The following is a 22714-nucleotide window of genomic DNA, read 5'->3' as shown; positions in this document are numbered from 1 at the left end:
ATCAGAAAAAGGAGACCATTTGTGAGCAATCCCACAAAATAACGCTTGCCATACTGATTTCCAGCGTCGAGATGTCATAAAACTGAAACAATAAACGTCTCACGGAATCGCAATGCGTTATTTTCCTGCTCCAGAGTGTCCGGAATGAGTTCCAGCATCGGCCGCTTCTCTACCATTTGCACCATTCTGATCATCGCCTTGATTTGTCTGCCTTGCGGAAACTACCGGTGGTTTTTGGCCTATGTCTGTGAGTTTCTCATTATTCTGCAGATAACTGGCCTCATGAAAGGCCGCTTGCATAAATGTGCACTATTCATCCGTTTTCTTTACGGACTTGTACTGTCCTGCCAGCTTGCTTCGATCTTGATGTCGGGAAATGCTCTTTCCCCTCTCACACTTGATAATCTGACCGAAGCCAATGTCATCGGATGGGAAAATTTAGCCTTTTCAACCACGCTGGTGGTGGCCTGCACCCTGTTCTCAACCTTTTCCGATATTCCTGACGTCATATATGGCTGGCTTTGTGTAATCCCGGTTATATTCCTGTTCCATAACTCTGCTCTTTACGAATTTTACAAACCCGTCTCACTGGTTATCTGTGAACACCTGACGACATGGAAGACACGTCTTTCCATGTCGGAAGATATCAGGCCGCTCAAAAAAGACGCTCTTTACTCAGACAACAATAACAACCCGTTCCCCCGCAAGAAATACAATGTCATCGTCATTTTTGTCGAAGGAACTTCAAGAGCCGTCCTCTCTCCATCCCTGACTCCCAACCTGTGGGGCTTCATGGAGAACTCCCTGTATTTCACAGGTTATTTCAATCACACAGCCGCAACATTCCGTGGACTATGGGGGCAGCAGACATCGTTCTATCAGATGCAGGGAGGTGCGCATTTCACACATGATGAACGCAATACTTTTGCGAAGGCGCAATACGACAAACTCGATCTCACTCATCTTCCGACACTGCCGGACATCTTGCGTTCTGCCGGATATCGCACCTACTTCCAGCTTTCCAATACAAAGAACAGTCGTCTTGCAGAGGTTCTTGACGCATTGCGTTTTGACCGGATCTACACGCAAGACGATGTTCCGCCCGAACAAAGAGTCAAATGGTCTGTTCTGACAGATCTTTCTGACGGTGATTCCTTTAGACTTCTGTGGAAGAATGTCCAAGAACTCCACAAAAGCGACTCACCATTTTATTACGGTCTCTATACTGTGGGCACTCATATTGGGCTGGACAGTCCGGAAATAAAATACGGCGACGGCTCCAATCCCTATCTTAACAAATTTCACAATATGGATGCCCAGTTCGGAAAATTCCTGAATTCTTTTCAGGATAGTCCTATTGCTGATGATACCATCATTGTTTTCACCACCGATCACGCCTCTTTTCCAACACCGGATTTTCAACAGCTATTCAAGACCAAAAGTCCTTATTTTGTCGATGAAGTTCCCCTCATCATCTACAAGAAAGACAGCACGAAAACGGGACCGATCGAGGTTTCCGGCAGAAACAGTCTTGATCTGGCTCCAACCATCATGGACATGCTGGGTATCAGTCAGGCACCCAACATGTTTCTCGGCTGCACTCTCTTTGACACCGACTGCACCTCATCTTTCGATCACCTGACGACAATCGGTCTGGAATATTACCAGACAGAGAGACATCATGTTGCTCCGGCGGAACTAACACCAAGGATGGAACGCAAGGTCGAAAATATTGAAACTTTCGGCGATGTCATGCTCGGATGGTAAAAGTGAGCGTTTCAATTTCCTGCGCCACCATCATCTACAATCCCACATCCGGAAAACGGCGGTTCGACCTTGTCCAGCGTCTCGCGCAGGCATTACGTGCGAGCAACATCGCCACTGATCTTCTGGAAACACATTACAAGGGACACGGCACGCATCTCGCCAGGCAACTGGCAGAGCAAGGGTATGAAGGATGCCTTGTGGCGGCAGGAGGTGACGGAACAATTGCTGAAATAGCCACCGGCCTTGATGGCACCAATATCCCGCTCGCCCTGTTTCCCACTGGAACAGCCAATGTTCTGGCGATGGAGCTGGGGATCACGGGAGAAATCCCGCAACTTGTCTCTCTCATCACAACAGCCCGCACACGCTGGATCTGGCCCGGCTGGCTGGAGACAGACAGTGACCGCTTTATGTTTCTGCAAATGGCCGGGGTCGGTTTTGACGGAGCGGTCGTGCATGGCGTCACCCCTCACACAAAGCGCCGGTTTGGCAAACTAGCCTATGTTTTCCAGACCTACCGCCAACTCCTTGCTTACCGTTTCCCGGATTTCGCTTTGCTGGTCGATGGTGTGCCCTTTTCCTGTAAGGGCGTTCTGGTTTCCAAGGGACGTTTTTATGGGGGTAAGTTCCGTCTTCTGTCTTTGTCACGACAACACGAAACCGGTTTTTCTGTTCTGCTGATGAACGGAAACGGTCCGCTGACGGCTCTCAGAACTGCTGCGGCGCTTCTTTTCGGTCGCGTCGAACACCTGTCCTGTATCCGCTGTCTTCAGGCTTCTGAAATCAGCGTAAATGCCTCGCCTTCAATTCCAATACAGAGCGATGGCGATGCGCGCGGCATGACGCCTGTCCGCATCACCTCTGCAACCCATCCCATGCTGGTATTCTGCTGACTGAACGGGCAACCGTTTTTAATCGCCAAAAAAGAAGGGTCTGTCCCATGTTCCGGCAGCGGGCATGCGCGTCCATGACATTTCGGAGTCAGAGCCTTTCCACCAAACACAGGCTTGATGAAAAAGCTCCGGTTCCTGTCTTCTCCCGTTCAAATACGCCTATTTGAACGGTATCTGCCTTAATGATTGTCAGGCAAAGCGTAGACAACCAGTTCATCGCTGATCGGTGTCATCATGAAGTGATGCCCGCCAGCCATGATCGCAACATACTGCTTGCCCTTGTACTCATACGTCATGGGCGTAGCCTGCCCACCACCCGGCAGGACAGCATTCCAGACTTCCTTGCCTGTTTTCAGGTTGAAAGCGTGGATGAGATTATCGGTCGTGGCCGCTACAAACACCAGTCCGCTGGCGGTAATCACCGGACCGCCATTGTTCGGCGTGCCTATTGTCAGCGGCAGATAGGTTGGAAGCCCCCACGGACCATTGGCGCGGGCGCTGCCCAGCGGATGCTGCCACAGCACCTTTCTGGTGTGCATGTCGATCGCCGTGATCATGCCGTACGGCGGCTTGTTGCACATCATGGTGGTGAAGCGGTTCCAGAACGGTGTCACGACAATGCCATAAGGCGTGTCAGCCATCGCGCCGTTTCCTTCGGCACCACCTGCCTTGGCGTTGAAATGCGGACTGTCGATCGGCAGAAGACCCAGTTCATCCGCCTTGTTACGATCCACAAGCTGGTCCCGCATCGGGGTGTTGTTCCAGTTGGCGATCAGNNCCTTCGGCACCGCCGCCGCCGGGCTTGTAGTTGGGGTCATCCACCGGCATCAGCCCCAGCTTGTCGGCCTTCTTGCGGCTGACCAGTTGGTCATACATGGGCGTGTTGTTCCAGTTGGCGATCAGGATGCCGGTTTTGGCGTCATACGCCATGCTGCCCCAGTCACTGCCGCCATTGTAACCCGGATATTCAATCCAGGGCTTGCTGATCTCGGGAGCAGTGAATTCACCCTCATATTTCGACTTGCGGAACAGGATACGGCAGTAAAGCTGGTCGATAGGCGTCATGCCCCACATGTCGCTTTCCTTGAGATCAGGAAAACCGAGACGCGGCATGCCAACCGACCAGGGCTGGGTTGGGGACCGTGGATCGTTCGGGACATCCGTGGCTGTCGGAGCAGGACGCTCCTCCACCGGCAGGATCGGCTTGCCGGTGCGACGATCCAGCACGAATGTCTGCCCACGCTTTGTCGGCACGATGAGCGCCGGAACAGTGCCGTCCGCCGTCGGCATGTCGATCATGGTCGCCTGCGAGCCCATGTCGTAATCCCAGACATCCTTGTGCACGGTCTGGAAGACCCAGCGCGGTGAGCCGGTCTTGACGTCGATGGCGACGATTGAAGAGGAGACAGCGTTTTCCTCGGGAGAACGCATGGCGCTGTAATAGTCGGCCGCAGCATTGCCTGTCGGCACGTAGACCAGCCCAAGATCATTGTCGCCGGTCATGGCCGCCCAGGAATTCGGCGTGCCACGACTGTAATGCTCCCCCTCTTTCGGCTCACCATGTTCGTTGGGACGGTTGACGTCCCAAGCCCACAGAAAGCGTCCTGTTTCTGCATCGTATCCACGGATCACACCGGATGGCGCCCAGCGACGCTGACCGTCAAGCACTTCCTGATTGGTCACAACAGCACCATTCACGACCGGCACGGGGGCGGTAATGGAGACGAAGCCCGGCACCGACTCTCCCATGCCTTTCATAAGATTGACTTCGCCATGATAGCCGAATCCCTCACACTTCTGGCCGGTTTCCGCATCGACCTCAATAAGCCGCATATCCAGCGTGCCTTCGAGAATACGATTATGGCAGGGCTGTCCCTCCGGGATGGTCGAAGACGTATAATACGTCACGCCTTTGCAGGCCGCCGTGTAGGGGATGCTTTCGTATTTGACGCCAGCCTTGAAGTGCCAGACTTCCTTGCCCGTGGCAGGATCAATCCGCATCATGTCGTTCATGGCGGAACACATGTAGAGTCCGTCACCAACCTTGATCGGCGTGGTCTCGGCGGCCCATTTGTTGGCCTGCCCCGGACCGGGCTTGCTGCCGGTGTGATAGATAAACGCCTGCTTCAGCTGGCTGACATTTTCAGGGGTGATCTGGTCAAGCGGCGAATAGCGGGTGCCGCTGCTGTCCCGACCATAAGCCGCCCAGTCATCATGAGCCGGATTGCTGCTGGCCTGCTCGACTGCGGGAGTCGCCTCGCTGGGAGGAGCCGGAGGACCGTCCGGAATATTTCCCGCGTTTACACCGCTGGCCTGAGGAGCGTTTGGAGGAGGCGCGCCATACCAGCTTCCCGGATGCGGCAAAGCGCTCCGGCTGGTTCCGTTTCCCTCACCCGGTGGATCTTCATTCTTGGATGGAACCTGAGCCCATGATGCCGTCACAGGGACAAGAAGAGACGGCAGCCCGCACATGATGGTTGCCGCCAGCAGAGTGGTTTTACGCATCATACCGCATGTCCTCTGAGAGATGTCTCGCGCTCGATGCGACGCAGAACCGGAATGGTGAGCAGAACAGCAATAGCGACGAGGCTTGGTCCAAACAGGCGGGGCAGAAGTCCCCAGCCATCCATTCCGACTTCCCAGAAAGCCCAGGGCCAGGTGCAGAGCCATGCGGCAAGATAGAGGAACGCTCCGGCAACACGCCCGAACACCATCAGGATGCCACCTGCGATGATCGCCGCTCCGAACAGCACGTAATATAGAGACCCACCCAGAACCGCGAGTTGCGCTCCCATGATGAGCAAAGGCAGTCCAAGCAGGACAATCAGAACGGCCACAGCAAATGTGGCCCACTCCGCCGCGCTTTTCGGACGGTGAACAGTTTCCATAGAAGATCTCCGACTGCGTTGACACGCTGAAGCGGAATAACGCCAGCCGGAGCGAAGTGTTCCGTTTTGTAAAAACGATATATTGTGACTACCGAGTGACAAGGTCAGGTGATAGAGCCTGCCAATACTTTTTCGGAGAATGAAATGCGGCGCGCAGGTATTGTTGCAGGACTACTGTTCTGCTTTTCAGCCCATGCACAGGAAGCCGTCACCACGCCGGAGAGGATGGATGGAGCATGGGTAGCCCTTCACCACTCGTCCGATGGTGGCGAGCACGTGGATGCCTGCATCCTGAAGGCCAGCGGGCCGATGCTCCAATTCCGGGCGACAGGGAAAGAGCTTTCCATTCAGGTAGCGGATGAGAGCGCCTCCGCCGGACAGTCGCTGTCTGTGACGCTGACTGCGGGAAGTTTCACCAGAACATTCCCCATGACATCAACGGAAACGGGCACTCTCTCAGCGCGTGTTGAATCTGATGCCTTACTGGACACTCTGGAGGCTTTCAAAAAAGCACCAAGCCTGACAATCCGGATTGGCTCTGCCGATGGCGACCCGATCCCACTGGAAGGCAGTTCGCGGACGCTCGATGCTTTTGTTTCCTGCATGAAGACGCATGAGTTCGACGGATCGAAAAAGAGCGGGGACAAGGGACGGCATTAAGAACTGGTTCTCGTCTGCTCCGGCTTCTCACCAGCAGCAGACGCCAAGAACCTCAGCCCCCCAGCCAGATGGCCGCCAGCACAAAAATTGTTCCCAGAGTGACAAGAACCAGTATGCCGGCCGCATTGCCGGGCATGACGGAAGGCAGTTCAGCGACAAAGCGTGCCGCAGCCACCAGCATCAAGACGCCGGCGACAAACGCCACGATCCTTACGATTGACGTGGAACTGATGGGAAAACGTCTGATCGGCCGCATGATGACTCCGGGTCCGCTCCTGTCCGGCAACTGGTGAGGAAGCAGTCTCAAGCTCTAGCATCTCTCGGAGACAGGGCAACCCATGACTTCGCGCCCTCTCTCATGCAGAAAAGCACAGACCAATCGCAGACCGGTTTTACGCACGCTCCGTACATATTTTTCTTCACACTGCTTCACAAGCCATCTTCCCGATAACCGCTGGACGCTCCTATAAGCGCTCATGCTCAAAGGGTTCCTCACTGTCGGCGGCTGGACCATGCTCAGCCGCATTCTCGGCCTTGTCCGCGATCAGCTTCTCGCCGCCTTCATGGGGGCCGGGCCGATGCAGGATGCCTATCAGGTGGCCTTCCGTCTCCCCAACATGTTCAGGCGGCTTTTTGGAGAAGGGGCGTTCAACGCCGCCTTCGTGCCGCTCTTTTCATCGGAGCTGGCGACGGAAGGAGATGACACGGCCCGCACCATGGCGCGGCAGGTGTTCGGCGTCCTTCTGACCTGGCTGGTGATCCTGTGCGTGCTGGGTGAGATCTTCATGCCCGCCGTTCTGCGGGTGATCGCGCCGGGTTTTGCAGAAAACGGCGCGCAGTATGAACTGGCCGTTTCGCTCAGCCGCATCACCTTCCCTTATCTTGTGCTGATCTGTGCAGCGGCGCTCGTATCCGGCGTGCTAAATGGCCTGCACCGTTTCAGCATGGCTGCGGCGGCCTATCTTTCCTTCAATGTCGTGGGCATCGCCGCCGTTCTTTTTGCGACACCGTTCTTTCCTGATGTCGCGCACGCGGCTGCTTGGGGTGTAACAGCGTCCGGCTTTGTCCAGCTTGGTCTGCTGATGTATGCGGCCCGGAAAGCCGGTTTTGACCTTACACCGCTACCTCCGCACATCACGCCCAAGATCCGCCAGCTTGGACGGCGGATGCTGCCGGGTCTGATTGGCAGCGGCGTCACGCAGATCAATCTGACCATCGATACGATCATCGCCACCCTGCTCCCTGCGGGCAGCGTCTCGCTGATGTATTTTGCCGATCGCCTGAACCAGTTGCCGCTTGGCGTGCTTGGAGCCGCTGCCGGAACGACGCTTCTGCCGGTCTTGACCCGGCATCTGGCGTCAGACGACATCGAGGCTGCCCATGCAGCGCAGAACCGCGCCATGGACTATGTGCTGATGCTCACCCTGCCCGCCATGGCTGGCCTACTCGTTCTCGGCACGCCCATCATGCAGGTTCTGTTCGCACACGGTTCTTTCAGTCTGCTCGACGCAGCGCTTTCCGCCCAGTCACTCCGGGCCTATGCGCTTGGCTTACCCGCTTTCGTTCTGGCGAAGGTTCTGGCTCCGGCTTTTTTTGCGCGCGGCGATACGTCCACACCGGTCAAAATCGGTTTCTTCACCCTGACGATCAACCTGATCCTCAACCTGCTGCTGATGAAGCCGCTCGCTCATATCGGGCCGCCCCTCGCCAGCAGTCTTGCAGCGATCGTGAATGTCAGCGTGCTAGCGGCTCTCCTGATCCGTCGCGACGCCCTCCGCCCCGACGCTTCCATGCTGCGACGGATTGCCCTGATGGGGATGGCTTCGATCGTCATGGCGCTGGCTCTGCTGGGGCTGAACAGCCTGCTTACGATGCCTGCGTCCCATGTGACATTCTGGCTGGCTGTACTGCTGTCTTGTGAAGTGCCGATAGGCGGCCTGCTTTATCTGCTGTCCCTGCACCTGTTCGGCGTGCTGGATCTGGCGAGCGCTCTGGATGGCGTGAAGCGTCGTCTGAACAGAAAGCGTGGAAAGGCGTGATTGCTCACCCCTATGACGGCAGAAAACTGAGCCTCCAGCCCGGCCTGCCGACAGAACTCAGGTCAGGCGGTAAAAGAGATTTATCTGAATGGATTCTCGGGAGGCGCTGCCTTGCCTCCCGGGCGTGACATTAGTCCGTTTTTTACTGCGCCGGAGTTTGTTGGGCCGGCTGTGATGAAGTCGACTTCTTTGTCGCTGTTCCCAGAACATTGTCTTCACTGACAAAACGGAGCGACTCCTGCGCCTCCGTCAGAGCGGCAACGGCTTCATCAGTTTTTCCACCCTCCAGAAGAACCGAGGCGCGATAAACGTCAGCCGTGAAAGTCTGCTGCGGTGCGATCGCGAGCACGAACTGAACGTCCACGCCTGCTTTTTCCAGCCCTTCGGCAGCCGCTTTCGGTTTCCCTTTCTTCATCAGGTCATTTGCTTCGGCAATCGCCTGCTGCTGTCCGGGAGACTGCTTCTGTTCAGATGAGATGACATATTGTCCAAGCACCGGCAGCCAGAGAACAGGATCTGCTGCAGCCGTTGCGGAGGGAAGTTTGCCGGGGTGACCGGCGGGAACGGCAGCCGCAGGGTGCAACTCGTTCTCGGCCTTCAGAAACTGGCGATTATCCTGTGTCGCCCGGGTAAGTGTCTGGTTTGCATCGGCCAGCGCATCGGTTGCGACCTTCTGATCTTTCCCGATGATCGCCCTCCGGGCCACATCCACATCGGCAAAAGCCCTGAGACCTTCCTGCGAGAGACGCCCGAAATCCTGATCAACCTGTCCCGCTGTCACAGGAGCAGCAAAGGCAGGCTGAGCGCAGACTGCGGCGGTCACGAGGGCTGAAGTCAGAAAGGCGCGAATAGTCATAAATTTCTCCAGGAAAACGATAACCACACATTGACTCATCTGGTGTCAGAGAAAAGGCGGAGAGACGCAATGCCGCCTACAGATTTTGGCATGGAACATTTTTCAACAATTCGAAGGGCTGTTTTCCTGCATTATCCGCTTTACAGGATATGAACATACCCCGTATCAATTGCGAATAACTCTCATTTACAGAAACCGGCTCTGCTATGGCTTTCTCATCCTACTACCTGCCCCGCCTGCTGATTGCAGCCCTTCTGGCCTACCCGGCAGGGCTGGTCGTCGCAACCTTTCTGCCTCACCTGCTGCATATGCCACGGCCGGATTCCTTTTTCGTAGCTCAGGTGGGAGCGGTCATCGTGGTGCCCACCACGGTGCTGACGATCTTCGGAACACGCTCACTCTGGGGGGGATTGCTGGCAGCGGTTGCGGTCATAGCCGCCACCATGCTCATCGCGCTTCCACTCGCCGCCTTCGGACCTCAGTAACGCGATGACAACCCCTCACAAACAGAGCGTGCCCTCCCTGCGCATGCGCATGGGCTGGCTGCACGCATGGATCGGATTTATCGCAGGTCTGCTTCTGGTCTGTATTTTCGTGACCGGAACCATGTCGGTCTTCGACACGGAACTCACACACTGGATGCAGCCGGAAACGCCCTATGCTCAGCCCGGCATTCCCTCCGCCGAAGCGCTTGATAAGGCCGCCGCCGCTGTGACAGCGCAGGAAGGCAAGAAAAACCGCATCTTTCTCAGCCTGCCTTCAGATCGCGATCCTCTGCTGCATGTGACTTACATGGATCATGACGTCTTCAAGAGCGAGACGTTTCACCCGCAGACCGGACAGAACGTTCCCCTCCGAGAGACAGTGGGAGGACTGTTCTTCTTTTCCTTCCACTACACTCTTTATATGGGCCGCATGTTTGGCGTGATCTTTGTGCAGGTTCTCGCCGTGGGAATGCTGGCCACGCTTGGGTCGGGTGTCATCATCCATCTCAAAGCCCTGCTGCCCAATCTCGTGGCTTTCCGTCCGCAGTCCAGCAGTCCCCGCCCCTGGATCGACGCGCATGTGATCGCCGCCGTGCTGTTCCTGCCCTTCATGTTCATGATCGCCTACACAGGCGTCCTGATCCATGCGAATCGTTTCTTCCCCAATACCGCCATAGAGCGTCCAAACCGCGGCGGACCGGGACGCAATGGCCATCACCAGATGCCCTCTTTACCGCCGCTGGCGCCTCTGCTGACCGATGCGGCAGAAACATTTGGTGCGGACAGGCTGGGCTTTATCCAGTTTTCTCCGAAGACCGTGACCGTTGTGCGGGCTGACAACACAAAAATCGGCATCAGTCGGGATCATATTGATTATGACCGCGTAACAGGCGAACGCATCGAACTGGTCAGCAAGAACAGTCCGGCGGCCCGGACGTCTCAGTTTCTCAGTGGACTGCATATGGCGCGCTGGGCTCCTGTCCCGATGCGCTGGTTTTATTTCATCTCGGGCTGCGCTGGCTATGTCATGTTCGCCACAGGGCTTGTGATGTTCCTCATCAAGCGTCGTCGCACAGCCACCCAAAAGAACTCTCTGCCTATGGAGATCGCGGAAGGTCTGGCTCTTGGCACCGTGCTGGGCATGCCTTTGGCCTGTGCTGGCGTGCTCTGGATGAACCGGCTTCTTCCGGCTGGTCTCCCCACCCGTGTCACGATTGAAGGCTCGACACTGTTCGTCCTGTGGGGTGCTCTGACTGTCCATGCGCTTGGTCGGGCATTCGGACGCAAGGTGATGAAGGGATGGATCGAGCAGAGCAGTCTGCTGTCGCTGCTCCTCTGCCTGCTTCCCGTTCTTGATCTTGCCACACGCTGGAAATGGATCGCGGGCCAAGACCAGACCGTTTATGCCGCCGTTGATCTGACAGCAGTGGTTCTGGGTCTGATCGCCCTGCGTCTTTCGGTCGTGCTGAAACGCAAGACCGGCGCAACCGCCAGTCTGTCTGGACCATCCTTCTCAAAAGAGATTGTGTCATGACCATGCTGACAGCGTCGCTGCTGTTGAATCTTGTGCTGTGGAGCCTCGCGCTCGGTTGCCATGCCCGTCTTCAGAGCGGCTGGCAGAGACGGCGGAACTGGTCACCTTCCAGGCTAGTACAGCAACTCATGCAGGCAGGCAGGGCAATCCTGCCTGTGCTGGGATTGATCCTGTCCACACTGCTGGCGGGATCAGCAGGCGTCATCGGCTGGGTGGCGTCCGCCTCTGTTGGAGGGGTTCTGGTGGCGCTGACAGACGCATGGCGTGCGCCACCCAAAGCAAAATCCAGACAGCCATCCCGCCGTCTTTCAGCTCAGGAAGGAGCGATTTAGGTTTTCATTATCTTCGAAAGGCTGAGAGGGGAGCCTTTTTACTTTGCTCCCCTTCCCGATCAGGCCTTGCCGGCGCTTGTCCCGGTATCGTTGGCAGGCTTTTCGACGCTGGAAAGCACGGTTGAAACTGTGGAACGCAGAACCTTCACAGAGACGTTCGGAGCGATCTCGACGTCAATTTCGTCCATCTCCGGAGAAGCCTTGCGCACTACTCCGATGATGCCACCCGACGTGACGATCCGATCGCCACGGCGCATGTTCTTCAGACTCTCTTTCAGCTTTTTCTGTTTGAGCTGCTGCGGGCGGATCATCATGAAATAGAAAATGACAAAAACCACAGCATAAGGAAGCAGCTGATACATGCCGCTCAGGCCACCTCCGGCACCGCCGGCAGCCTGAGCGTAAGCAGGGGAAATAAGGAAATCACTCATTGCAGTAACTTTTCGTCCGACGGGTTGCGGTCAGCCATAGCCGACTGATACGCCGGGACCATAGATTTTGGGCGCGACGCGTCAACCATTGCTTTATGTCACAGCCTTCTGTCTCAGGCCTGTTTTTCGGAAATGAAGATGACAACAGATATCATGCCCGTTCTGGAACGTATCGCCTCCGCGCTGGAACGTCTTGCACCGGCAACGGCATCACTGGACGGTCTGGATAGTGCGGACGCCTTCATCTGGCAGCCCCAGCGCGGCAGACTTTCTCCTGTCCGCACCGTATCGCACGTCGCTCTGAAACTGCTTCAGGGGGTCGATTCCCAGAAACAGCTGCTCCTGAACAACACGGCGCATTTCGCAGCAGGCCTCCCAGCCAACAACGCGATGCTGTGGGGCTCCCGCGGCACAGGGAAGTCCTCCCTTGTGAAAGCGTGTCACGCCGAAATCAATGCAACGCTTCCTCCCGACCAGCACCTGATCCTTATCGAGATCGAACGTGAGGATCTCGGCACTCTCCCCGACCTGATGGATCTGCTGCGCACTTCCAGCCGCCGCTTCATCGTGTTCTGTGATGATCTGTCCTTCGAGCGCGAGGATGCGGACTACAAGGCGCTCAAATCGGTGCTCGACGGCGGCATCGCCGGACGACCGGAAAATGTGCTGTTCTACGCCACATCAAACCGCCGCCACCTCATGCCGCGTGACATGATCGAGAATGAGCGGGCGACAGCGATCAATCCTTCCGAGGCGACAGAAGAAAAAGTCTCGCTGTCTGACCGTTTTGGTCTCTGGTTGGGCTTTCATGTCTGTGCGCAGGACGTTTATTTCGATATGGTCAGAGCCTATGCAAAAGAACGCAAGCTGGCGATTTCGGACGAAGATCTCTGTGCTCGCGCCAATGAATGGGCTGTCACGCGAGGCAATCGCTCCGGCCGTGTCGCGGCACAGTTCATGGATGACCTGACGGCATCGCTGAAAAGCGGGAGTCAATAAGTTTACAAAATCTTTCCTGTTGATCTGCCTCACTTCACCGCGAGGATGGAAGTGCTATAGGAAAATGACTTTATTTTTTATACCGTTACGAAAAACAGTGCATGCTGTGCTTTATGAGATGTGAGCAGACATACGATGGATCAGCCAACCACGACCGAACTGTCAGAAGACTTCGAAACCTCCTGCGAAACAGCTCCTGAAGCAAAGCGTAATCAGACTGTCGATCTGCGGCGTGTCCATTGTGACCCCGACTTCTGGTATCCTGTGGCTTGGTCGCGTGAACTGAAGCGCGGCAAGACGATCGGCGTGCGATACGCTGGCCAGCCCATCGCACTGATCCGGCCTGAAGAAGGCAATATCTTCGCTCTTGAGGACCGTTGTGCGCACAGACAGGTTCCCCTGAGTAAAGGGCGTGTGCAAGGGCAGTCTGTTCAGTGCTGCTATCACGGCTGGGCATATGGCCGCTCCGGTCGATGCATTGACGTGCCCTATCTCGGCAAGGGCAAGCTCCCGAATGGCGTGCGCACCTATCCTGTGATCGAGCAGGATGGCCTGATCTTCGTGTTTCCCGGCGATCCTGAGAAAGCCAAGACAGTACATCTCCCCGCCACGCTCGCCCGCGTCGATGATCCGGCCTACAAGACGCGCCGCTTTGGTCAGGAAGTCGGCTGCCATTATAGCTTCATGCACGAGAACCTGATGGATATGAATCATCAGTTCATGCACATGAAGCAGATGGGCCAGATGCGTCCCCGTTTCCTCGGCCAGAAGCGTGAGCCGGGCCTTGTCGAGGCGCGCTACTCCTTTGCCCGCACCGGTGGCAAGCAGCCGCTTGGCGAGGCGTTGATCTTCGGCGAGCGTCGTGATGCCTCAGCAAAGCATCAGGATCGTGACGTCATGACGATCCGCACGACCTATCCGTATCAGACACTGCATATCCAGACGGGCGATGAAGCGCCGGTGATGGATCTGTGGATCGCCTACACGCCACAGGACAAGGACCAGTTGACGAACCGCACCTTCGGTCTTCTGTCAGTAAAACGTCCGGGCATTCCGGGCCTGCTCGATCTCGCTTGGCCTTTCCTGATTGCGTTCACCGAGCGGATTTTTGCGGAAGACCGTGAAATCGTCGAGCTTGAGCAGCAGGCATGGAAAGATCTGGGCGGCGACCACAATCTTGAGGTCTTCCCGGTCATCAACAGTCTACGCGCGCTTCTGGCCGAATGTGGTGTTCCAGCGGATGCCAGCAAGACGGATGCGCCCGCAGCCTGTGCGGGAACGTCCTGCAGGAAGACTGAGCAGCCCGTAGCCCCTGCACAAGCTCCGGATGCACCGACACCAGCGGCCAAATCTGTCGCTTCCACGACAGCCGCAAACGCGCCGACAAGCCAGAGCGCTGTTGACGGCTCTGGCAAAAAAACGGTGACATCTTCCCCACGGACCGCGACACCGCCAAAACGGAAACGTCAGCGAAGCAGGAAACCTCAGAAAGATAACGCCGCAACTCCTTCCGTTTCCTGACAATATCGAGGCAATAGTGACTTTTCCGGTCGAACCGCCAAGGCTGATGGCTGGAACATTCTGCCTGAGAGGCCTCCGTCCTGATGATGCGGGGGCCATTCACGCGCAGGTCAACGACTGGAACGTCATCCGGATGCTCAGTCGGTTGCCGTTCCCCTACCCTCGCGATCTGGCCGAACGCTGGATCGCCAGCACTGTCCAGCAGGCCGAAGCCAGAACGGCATATCACTTTGCAATCGAAAATCAGGCAGGCGCGGTCATCGGGTGCATCGGCCTGACGCTGAGCCAGACTGACGGCCATTATCGCGGCTCACTGGGTTACTGGATCGGGCGGGAATACTGGCGACAGGGCATCGCCACTCTGGCTGCCGACCGTCTCTGTAGCTGGGCTTTTGCGAACCTTCCTGTCGACACGATCGAAGCCTCTGTCGCGCAGGATAACGTCGCCTCCGTCGCCGTGCTGAACAAGCTCGGTTTCAGGCAGACAGGCACGGCCACCCAGACATTCACCGCACGCGGCGGCAATGTGAATGTCCTGCTGTTCAGCGCATCCCGTGAAAGCTTCGATACCGCTCACCAGAGCGATCCCGTTGCAGAAAACAACTCATCGACTGGACAGGCGGAAGAACCACGCCGCCTCGTGTTGGTGGTGGCAGCCGTTCTGATTGATGCGAACAACCGAATTCTTCTGGCCCGACGCCCCGAAGGCAAGACGCTCGCAGGATTGTGGGAGTTTCCAGGCGGCAAAATGGAACCGGGTGAAGCTCCGGAAACCTCTCTGATCCGGGAATTGCATGAAGAACTCGGCATTGACGCCAGCCGCGCCTGCCTTGCGCCTTTCACCTTCGTGTCCCACAGTTATGAAAAATTCGATCTGCTGATGCCGATCTATCTGTGTCGACAGTGGCAGGGCCATCCGGAAGGGCGCGAGGGACAGAAACTGGCCTGGGTGAAGGCTGAGGAACTGGACCAGTATCCCATGCCGCCCGCCGATATTCCTGTTATTCCCTTTCTGCGTGATCTTCTTTGACTGCCTGACGCCTGATTGTCTTCACTGTGTATGAGAAAACGAGATATCCGGTCATGAATCCCACTTCCGCTCTTATCGTCATCGGCAATGAAATTCTTTCCGGGCGCACGCAGGACGCCAATATCCGTTTTCTGGCAATCCAGCTTGGTGATATCGGTGCCCCACTTAGGGAAGTCCGCATCATTCCGGATGTGCGGGAGACGATCATCGCCACCGTCAACGAGATGAAGGCGCGTTACGATCAGGTCTTCACGACCGGCGGGATTGGTCCGACCCATGACGACATCACGTCAGCCTGCGTGGCTGAAGCGTTTGGTGTCCCGCTCGAACTGCATGCGGAAAGTGCTGCGCTGCTGGAAGACCATTACGGCAAGGATCAGTTCACGACGGCCCGTCAGCGGATGGCGATGCTGCCGCGCGGCGCAACGCCGATCAAGAACGCAGCTTCCATCGCACCGGGATTTTCCATCGGCAATGTGCATGTCATGGCCGGTGTGCCCTCCATCATGAAGGCCATGTTCCATGCCGTCAGTCCGACGCTCCGACGGGGACAGCCGATCCAGTCAAAAACATGGTACGCGCTCGGCATCTATGAGAGCGTCATCGCCGCTGCTCTGGAAGCGGTGCAGAATCGCTATCCGGATCTGGATCTCGGTTCTTATCCGTTCAAAAGGGCCGACGGTCGTGGCGGCGTCGCTCTTGTAGCGAAAGGTTCCGACCCGGCTAATCTCGCAGCCGCTTCGCAGGCAATCCACGACCTCATCGCAGCGACCGGAGAAACGCCGATAGAGGGCGAACCCAAAGCCTGATCCGCACTTTCAGAATGCCATAAAACGCAGAAAGGCCCGGACACAATGTTCCGGGCCTTTCTTTATGGCTGATCAGCTTGGGAACTTAACTGAGCGCACTACGTCCCATCGCCAGAAACTTTTCACGTCTCTGGGCAATAAGCACCGCAGCGCCTTCACTCAGCAACGGCATTAACTCTTCCGCAATCGACTGACCAAGCTTCTCGATCATCGACTGAGGATCACGCTGCGCGCCTCCCACCGGCTCTTCGATGATCCGGTCAATCAGGCCAAGCTTCTTCAGATCCTGAGCCGTCAGACGCAATGCTTCGGCTGCTGTTGCTGCCTGTTTCGGATCACGCCAGAGAATCGAAGCACATGCTTCCGGTGAAATCACCGAATAGATGGCGTTCTCAAGCATCAGCACCCGATCAGCCGTAGCCAGAGCAACAGCGCCGCCGGAACCGCCTTCGCCAATTATGGTCGAAATCAGAGGCACAGGCACCGTCAGGCAGGTTTCGATCGACCGGGCGATGGCTTCCGCCTGACCACGCGCTTCCGCGTCAATGCCGGGCCATGCGCCAGACGTATCCACGAATGTAAGAATCGGCAGGCGGAAACGCCCGGCCATTTCCATCAGACGAATGGCTTTGCGGTAGCCTTCCGGACGCGCCATGCCGAAATTATGCTGCAAGCGGGTTTCCAGATCAGAACCGCGCTCGGTGCCGATAACCACGACGGACTGACCGTTGAAACGACCCAGACCACCAATAATGGCCTTGTCATCGCCAAACTGACGGTCACCGGCAAGTGGCGTGAAATCGGTGATCAGTCCCTTGATGTAATCAAGGGTGTGGGGCCGCTGCGCATGACGTGCAACCTGCACCTTCTGCGACGGGGTGAGCTTGGCATAGAGCGAGCGAAGCTGCTTCTCGACCTTATCGGAAAGCTTTCCGATCTCATCAGAGATGCTGACGCCATCACTCCCGCCATCGGCTGCGGCGGCGGTGCTGCGAAGGCCATCGATCTTGGTCTCAAGCTCGGCGACCGGTTTTTCGAAATCCAGAAACTGACGCATGGTCGACGCCGATAGCACACTCACAGACAATTCCAAGCGTGCTGATTTCCCTCACCAGCTCTTTCTTACGGTTTTTTCCCGCTAGCCTCTTTTTGCATGAGACTCTGCCCATCTGCGTCACCCGCCTCGACAGCAGGTTTTCCCAGCGGATGATGCGATTCGACGACAGCCCGCAGGCGGTCTGCCTGTACATGAGTGTAGATCTGGGTGGTTGCGATATCAGCATGCCCCAGCAGCATCTGTAGCACCCGAAGATCCGCTCCGTGCGCCAGCATATGAGTCGCAAACGAATGACGCAGCACATGGGGCGACAATCGTGCGGAATCGATTCCTGCCCGCGAACCGATGTCAGTCAGAATCTTGTCGAAACCCTGTCGGGTGATCGGACGCAAGGGAGTGCGACCGGGAAAAAGCCAGAGACTTTTCTTTGCCTCATCTTCCAGCAGCAGGACCATAACAGCGTCGCGGGCCGGGTCGGACAAAGGGACAAGACGTTCCCGCCCGCCCTTGCCGCGCACCATCAGCATTCGGACGTCCTCGCGGAACATGTCCCGTCTCAACGCGAGCAATTCAGAGATTCGCAATCCGGTCGAGTAAAGCAGCTCCAGTGCGGCGCGACCCAGCAACAGACGGCGCCGCTGTGCGGGACTGTTGTCCGGTGAACAAGTGGAAGCGTCGATCAAGGCCGACACTTCGGTTTCCGTCAGGAATTTGGGAAGCGTCTGCTGCGGCGATGGCGCATCGAGTTGACTGGCAGGGTTATCCGGCCGCCGCCCTTCACGCAGCAGAAAGAGATAAAATTGGCGGATACAGGAAATCCGGCGAGCAATCGTACGACGCGCCAGTTTATCTGACGCCATTTCAGCGACCCACCGGCGCAGAGCCTCCACGGAAGCCGTAGCCAGCGTCTCGCCTTCAGCACCGAGCGCCTCGCTACACTGTTCGAGATCCCGTGTGTAGGCAGCAAGGGTTGCTGGTGCTGCGGCTCTTTCAGCCGCCAGCATCTCAAGAAACGAATCGACTGAATCGTCAGTCACGATCCAGTCCCTGCCGTTGAAACAGCGTCATTGAGACGGGCTTTCGTAGCCTCACACTGGCAAGCCATTCTCACGGAATCTGTGCACTCGGCCTGTTCAATTTCACTGCGCTGGTGTTGGTGCCACTGCTGCGGGCGCAGCTGCCGGGGAAGCCACAGGTGCCGCAGGCGGCACGGGCGTCGGAGCCGGGACCACAGCCTGCGGCGGCACCACGGAGACAGGCGCGGGCTGGGAGGCTGCCGTCAGGCTCGCCACAGAGAGTTCCTTGTGAACCATTTGCTGTGTTGCCGGTGGACCCGACGACACTCCGAGAGAGAGAATGCCACCACAGATGACAACAGCAGCGGCTCCGGCTGCGATAAGGACGATTCGGCGCATTTCAGCCTCGATTCTTTCAGTCCCGCAGCCGGTAATATCCGCCGCGTTCCCATGATGACGTGTGTTTGCCCGCTCTATGTTACGATAACTGCCATGTCACGCCCATTCTTACCTGAACGGGGGAATGCAGTCCTGCCTGAGCAGACGCCTGCGTTGCCTCCCTCCCCGCCTCCGGACACGGTCCCGGAGCCCGCGCCTGCCCTGCCGCTCAATCTGGACGCGGTTCGCAGCAGCACCGGCTTTGGACCTCTCTGCGGCCGAAGCATTCTGCTAATCGGCCTGATGGGAGCCGGAAAATCAACCATAGGCCGTCGCCTCGCCCAGCGCCTCGGACTCGGATTTGTCGATGCCGACGCCGAAATCGAGCGGGCTGCAGGCTGTTCGATCAACGATGTCTTCCGTCTGTACGGCGAGGAGGCTTTCCGTGACGGCGAACGACGGGTTCTGAAACGCCTGATCGATGGCCCCTCCCGCGTGATCGCCACGGGTGGCGGCGCTTTCATGAACGAGCAGACCCGCGCTCTTATTCGGGAGCGCGCTATTTCGGTCTGGCTGCGCTGCCCGCTGCATGTCCTGCTGAAACGGGTGAGCGGACGCACGCACAGACCTCTGTTGAACGGCACCAAACCCCGCGACGTGCTGGAACGGCTGATGATCATCCGTCATCCGGTTTACGCTGAAGCTGATATCATCGTGCAATGTGGAGAAGACAACGTGGACAACGCCACAACCCGCGTCATCGAGGCGCTGGCTCTCAATCACCGCCCACGTCGCCTCCCCGTGCGGCTTGAGCGCAACCCTTACGAAGTCATCATTGGCACCGGCCTGATAGAACGTGCAGGGGCCCTGCTTGCGACTGTGCTGCCACAGAAACGTGTCATCGTGATCTCCGACACGACTGTGGCCGAGTTGTATCTCCATCCTCTGCTGGAATCTCTCGCCGACTCAGGCTTCGCCGTTCAGACGATCGTGGTTCCACCGGGTGAGCAGTCGAAGTCGCTGAGCGAATTCCAGCGTGTGACAGACGCCATTCTGGAACGGAAAGTCGAGCGTAAGACCACAGTCATCGCTCTTGGCGGCGGTGTGATCGGAGATCTGGCAGGATTCGTCGCTTCCGCCACGCTGCGTGGACTGTCTTTTGTTCAGATGCCCACCACCCTGCTGTCACAGGTTGATTCTTCGGTCGGCGGCAAAACCGGCATCAACACGTCCTGGGGCAAGAATCTGCTCGGCGCATTTCACCAGCCCGCGATGGTGCTGGCGGATGTTTCCAGCCTCGCAACATTACCTGTCCGTGAGATCCGGGCCGGTTATGCCGAAATTGTGAAGGCTGGTCTCATCGGCGATGCGGATCTGTTCACATGGTGTGAACGACATGGCGCGTCTGTCATTTCACAGGACCCTGATGCACTGGCTGAAGCCGTCGAGCGAGCATGTGCTTTCAAGGCAGCCATCGTGACTGACGATGAGTTCGAGCAGAAACCGGAAGGCGGCCGCGCGCTTCTCAATCTCGGCCACACGTTTGGTCACGCTCTTGAGGCGGAGATGGGCTATAATGGCACGCTTCTCCATGGAGAAGCAGTCTCCATCGGCCTCCGTCTGGCTTTCATGCTTTCCGTTCGTCTGGGCTACTGCCCTCAGGCTGACCTTGATCGGGTCACGGCTCATCTCGATGAAACGGGCATGCCAGCGCGAATTTCCCAGCTTGGCCGCACCTTTGAGGCCCGCACGCTTCTTGACCATATGACAAGGGACAAGAAGATGCAGGATGGCAAACTCAAATTCGTTCTGGTCCGGGGAATCGGTCAGGCGTTTACCTGCCGGGATGTTCCGGCGCAGGCGGTTCATGATGTTCTTGTGGAAGATGGATGTGCAGCAGATGCGATGCAGACACACGCTGGCCGTGGAACTGACATCTGAAAGCCACATAGGTCGTTACAAAACTCTCATTAACCGGCCATGTACAGACGTCCGGGCCGGAGAAAAACGAGAGGTCATACCCCATTTGCAACAATACAGAGTTCATGTCCCAAACATGAACTGTTGCATATAAATCACGCTTATGGCGTGTAATAGGCGAAAGCCTCATCAGGTGGGTTCCATTCACGGAACCCATCGTTTTATAGGGCTTTTAGACAGCCTGTAGGGGCAAGGGACCGCACTTCATCGGTCCAGCCCAAACAGTTGATAAATGAGGACGAAAAAATGCGTCTCCGCAGTGCGTTACTCGCAACAACACTGATGGCAGCAGCGCCGGTCGCTGCTTCCGCAACAACAATCACCGGACCGTACGTCAACGTCGGCGGTGGTTATGATCTGACACAGACCCAGCATGCCAGCACATGGGATCCGGGTTCACAGAGCACGGTCAGCTCCAAGTACCGTCACCAGAACGGCTTTACCGGTTTTGGTGCATTCGGCTGGGGCTTCGGCAACGGTCTGCGCGTTGAGGTCGAGGGTGTTTACAACTACTCCGAAATCAACCACCGCAACGGTGCTGGTGTCGCCAACAACAAGACGCGTGGCAGCGACCAGTCCTATGGTGGCCTTGTCAACGTCCTGTATGACATCGACCTGAAGCAGTTCGGTATCGATGCACCTGTCACACCGTTCGTCGGTGTTGGTGCCGGTTACCTGTGGCAGCACTACAACCCGACTGACTCGAACTTCGCCAACGGCTCACGCTCGCGTCTGGGCGGAACGAACGGCAGCTTCGCGTATCAGGGTATCGTTGGTGCGGCTTACGACACGGGTGTTCCGGGTCTGCAGGTTACAACCGAATACCGCATGATCGGTCAGACCTACTCTGACGGTGCGTTCAAGACCACAGCGTATGCTCCTGGCGGCGCGAAGATCGGCAGTGGTAACACTGGCTTCGATCATCGCTTCAACCACCAGTTCATCGTCGGTCTGCGTTATGCATTCGACACGGCTCCCCCGCCGCCGCCGGCTCAGCCTTACGTTGCTCCCCCTGCTCCGCAGGCAGCTCGTACCTACCTCGTCTTCTTTGACTGGGATAAGGCCAACCTGACGGCTCGCGCTCGCCAGATCGTTGCAGAGGCAGCTCAGGCTTCCACGCACGTTCAGACGACCCGCATCGAAGTTAACGGCTACACCGATAACTCGTCGGCTCGTGGTGGCGCTGCTGGTGCGAAGTACAACATGGGTCTCTCGATCCGTCGTGCAGACAGCGTCAAAGCTGAGCTGATCCGTGACGGTGTGCCGGCTTCGGCTATCGACATCCATGGTTACGGCGAAGCCCACCCGCTGGTTCCGACAGGCCCGAACACTCGTGAGCCTCAGAACCGTCGCGTGGAAATCATCCTGCACTGATCCATTTCCGGATCTTTCAGGAAACGCTACGAAGAAGGGTGCCTTTCGAGGCACCCTTTTTTTTGTGTCTTATTTGTACTCAGGAACAATTTATGGCTGACCGAAAGTCCTCATTCCTGCGTCTTTTTAGATTCGCAGTAGTCGGCAGTCTCGGGTTTCTCTGGGATACAGGCACCGTTTACGGGCTGCGGGATATCATCGGGCTCAATGCAGCCACCCTTGCAGCCTATTTTGTAGCCGCCAGTCTTAACTGGGCTATCAATCGCTTCTGGACTTTCGGAGACGTCGGGCGTCACGATCATCCCGTTCTTCAGTGGCTGCGTTTTCTCTCGGCCAACAGCTTTGGCTTTCTGCTGAATCGCGGCACGGTTTATGCACTTTTCTTTCTGTCACCCTTTTGCGTGCACCATCCCGTTGTGGCGCTCGCTGCAGGCGCGCTTGCTGGGATGACGGCCAATTTCAAACTAAGTGAAAGACTCGTGTTCCGCGAACGGGCTCCAAAGTCGGTGATGGATCTCGCAGAAATTTCAGCCGGCATGGCTGATGCAGAACTCCCACAGCCTTTGGAGGATGAGACGCCATCATCCGGTCGTCATCCCTAGCCATCTTTCCCTGCCCGCCACGTCTGCGCTACAGTTTCCCAACCAGACAATGAACTTGCTCAC

General features: G+C 57.0%; 20 protein-coding genes and 3 pseudogenes. 14 read left to right on the top strand and 9 right to left on the bottom strand.

The annotated features are described in order from the left end of the window. Window positions 1–294: 294 nt before the first annotated feature. Window positions 295–1767 carry an LTA synthase family protein gene (locus B3759_RS06220; RefSeq protein ID WP_291364699.1) on the top strand — a complete coding sequence of 491 codons (1473 nt, stop codon included), beginning with the start codon at window positions 295–297 and terminating at the stop codon, window positions 1765–1767. Window positions 1768–1769: 2 nt separating this feature from the next. Next, window positions 1770–2660 (top strand): diacylglycerol/lipid kinase family protein, encoded by an 891-nt coding sequence (locus B3759_RS06215; RefSeq protein ID WP_291364697.1) that lies wholly within the window; start codon window positions 1770–1772, stop codon window positions 2658–2660. 179 nt (window positions 2661–2839) lie between these two features. Here B3759_RS06215 and B3759_RS06210 read toward each other — a convergent pair. The 3 genes and pseudogenes from B3759_RS06210 to B3759_RS06200 form a co-directional block, all read right to left on the bottom strand. Then, window positions 2840–3325, bottom strand: a pseudogene (locus tag B3759_RS06210) (PQQ-binding-like beta-propeller repeat protein); the annotation flags it as partial. Between the two features lie 127 nt (window positions 3326–3452). Beyond that, window positions 3453–5165, bottom strand: a pseudogene (locus B3759_RS06205) (membrane-bound PQQ-dependent dehydrogenase, glucose/quinate/shikimate family); the annotation flags it as partial. Beyond that, a complete protein-coding gene (locus tag B3759_RS06200; RefSeq protein ID WP_010667299.1) occupies window positions 5165–5548 on the bottom strand; it encodes a hypothetical protein in 384 nt (127 codons plus the stop codon). The gene B3759_RS06200 and the pseudogene B3759_RS06205, both read right to left, overlap by 1 nt. Before the next feature lie 144 nt (window positions 5549–5692). Here B3759_RS06200 and B3759_RS06195 point away from each other — a divergent pair, with 144 nt between their 5' ends. After that, on the top strand, window positions 5693–6208 hold the full coding sequence (locus B3759_RS06195) for a hypothetical protein (RefSeq protein ID WP_291364692.1): 516 nt from the start codon (window positions 5693–5695) through the stop codon (window positions 6206–6208). A 52-nt stretch (window positions 6209–6260) separates the two neighbouring features. Here the strand turns inward: B3759_RS06195 and B3759_RS06190 are convergent, their stop codons facing one another. Then, entirely contained in the window at window positions 6261–6464 is a 204-nt protein-coding gene (locus B3759_RS06190; protein WP_291364690.1) for a hypothetical protein, read from the bottom strand. A 220-nt stretch (window positions 6465–6684) separates the two neighbouring features. Between B3759_RS06190 and murJ the strand changes: the two genes are divergently transcribed. Further along, the gene (gene murJ, locus B3759_RS06185; RefSeq protein ID WP_291364688.1) at window positions 6685–8247 is read left to right on the top strand and encodes a murein biosynthesis integral membrane protein MurJ; all 1563 of its coding nucleotides are present in this window, start codon (window positions 6685–6687) and stop codon (window positions 8245–8247) included. 142 nt (window positions 8248–8389) lie between these two features. Here the strand turns inward: murJ and B3759_RS06180 are convergent, their stop codons facing one another. Continuing rightward, window positions 8390–9103: a YfdX family protein gene (locus B3759_RS06180; RefSeq protein WP_291364686.1), complete on the bottom strand. Its 714-nt coding sequence runs from the start codon at window positions 9101–9103 to the stop codon at window positions 8390–8392. 206 nt (window positions 9104–9309) lie between these two features. Here B3759_RS06180 and B3759_RS06175 point away from each other — a divergent pair, with 206 nt between their 5' ends. Genes B3759_RS06175 through B3759_RS06165 form a run of 3 tightly spaced genes read left to right on the top strand, consistent with a single transcriptional unit; the run spans window position 9310 to window position 11454 of the window. Continuing rightward, entirely contained in the window at window positions 9310–9588 is a 279-nt protein-coding gene (locus B3759_RS06175) for a hypothetical protein (protein WP_291364684.1), read from the top strand. A 4-nt stretch (window positions 9589–9592) separates the two neighbouring features. Further along, the gene (locus B3759_RS06170; protein ID WP_291364682.1) at window positions 9593–11122 is read left to right on the top strand and encodes a PepSY-associated TM helix domain-containing protein; all 1530 of its coding nucleotides are present in this window, start codon (window positions 9593–9595) and stop codon (window positions 11120–11122) included. Continuing rightward, window positions 11119–11454 (top strand): hypothetical protein, encoded by a 336-nt coding sequence (locus tag B3759_RS06165; protein WP_291364680.1) that lies wholly within the window; start codon window positions 11119–11121, stop codon window positions 11452–11454. The genes B3759_RS06170 and B3759_RS06165 overlap by 4 nt, the downstream gene beginning before the upstream one ends. A 59-nt stretch (window positions 11455–11513) precedes the next feature. On the opposite strand, the gene yajC is transcribed toward B3759_RS06165, so the two are convergent. Further along, entirely contained in the window at window positions 11514–11885 is a 372-nt protein-coding gene (gene yajC, locus B3759_RS06160; RefSeq protein WP_291364678.1) for a preprotein translocase subunit YajC, read from the bottom strand. A gap of 138 nt (window positions 11886–12023) precedes the next feature. Here yajC and B3759_RS06155 point away from each other — a divergent pair, with 138 nt between their 5' ends. From B3759_RS06155 to B3759_RS06140, 4 genes and pseudogenes are all read left to right on the top strand, one after another. Further along, entirely contained in the window at window positions 12024–12884 is an 861-nt protein-coding gene (locus B3759_RS06155; RefSeq protein WP_291364676.1) for an ATP-binding protein, read from the top strand. Between the two features lie 135 nt (window positions 12885–13019). Further along, window positions 13020–14153, top strand: a pseudogene (locus B3759_RS06150) (Rieske 2Fe-2S domain-containing protein); the annotation flags it as partial. A 298-nt stretch (window positions 14154–14451) separates the two neighbouring features. Continuing rightward, a complete protein-coding gene (gene mutT / locus B3759_RS06145; RefSeq protein ID WP_291364994.1) occupies window positions 14452–15435 on the top strand; it encodes an 8-oxo-dGTP diphosphatase MutT in 984 nt (327 codons plus the stop codon). Window positions 15436–15488: 53 nt separating this feature from the next. After that, window positions 15489–16244, top strand: coding sequence for a competence/damage-inducible protein A (locus B3759_RS06140; protein ID WP_291364674.1), 756 nt, complete (start codon window positions 15489–15491; stop codon window positions 16242–16244). Window positions 16245–16329: 85 nt separating this feature from the next. On the opposite strand, the gene B3759_RS06135 is transcribed toward B3759_RS06140, so the two are convergent. The 3 genes from B3759_RS06135 to B3759_RS06125 all read right to left on the bottom strand — a co-directional run bounded on the left by B3759_RS06135 (window position 16330) and on the right by B3759_RS06125 (window position 18716). Next, on the bottom strand, window positions 16330–17301 hold the full coding sequence (locus B3759_RS06135; RefSeq protein ID WP_291364672.1) for an acetyl-CoA carboxylase carboxyltransferase subunit alpha: 972 nt from the start codon (window positions 17299–17301) through the stop codon (window positions 16330–16332). Window positions 17302–17366: 65 nt separating this feature from the next. Continuing rightward, a complete protein-coding gene (locus B3759_RS06130; protein ID WP_291364670.1) occupies window positions 17367–18338 on the bottom strand; it encodes a tyrosine recombinase in 972 nt (323 codons plus the stop codon). Window positions 18339–18440: 102 nt separating this feature from the next. After that, window positions 18441–18716, bottom strand: coding sequence for a hypothetical protein (locus B3759_RS06125; RefSeq protein WP_291364668.1), 276 nt, complete (start codon window positions 18714–18716; stop codon window positions 18441–18443). Between the two features lie 93 nt (window positions 18717–18809). Between B3759_RS06125 and aroB the strand changes: the two genes are divergently transcribed. The 3 genes from aroB to B3759_RS06110 all read left to right on the top strand — a co-directional run bounded on the left by aroB (window position 18810) and on the right by B3759_RS06110 (window position 22651). Then, entirely contained in the window at window positions 18810–20636 is a 1827-nt protein-coding gene (gene aroB, locus B3759_RS06120; protein ID WP_291364666.1) for a 3-dehydroquinate synthase, read from the top strand. A 285-nt stretch (window positions 20637–20921) separates the two neighbouring features. Further along, window positions 20922–22049, top strand: a complete 1128-nt coding sequence (locus B3759_RS06115) for an OmpA family protein (RefSeq protein ID WP_291364664.1) — start codon at window positions 20922–20924, stop codon at window positions 22047–22049. Window positions 22050–22141: 92 nt separating this feature from the next. Then, the gene (locus B3759_RS06110; RefSeq protein WP_291364662.1) at window positions 22142–22651 is read left to right on the top strand and encodes a GtrA family protein; all 510 of its coding nucleotides are present in this window, start codon (window positions 22142–22144) and stop codon (window positions 22649–22651) included. Window positions 22652–22714 lie beyond the last annotated feature (63 nt).

Source organism: Acetobacter sp. UBA5411 (assembly GCF_002409645.1).
Lineage (GTDB): Bacteria > Pseudomonadota > Alphaproteobacteria > Acetobacterales > Acetobacteraceae > Acetobacter.
This window is presented reverse-complemented; position numbering and strand designations above follow the sequence as displayed.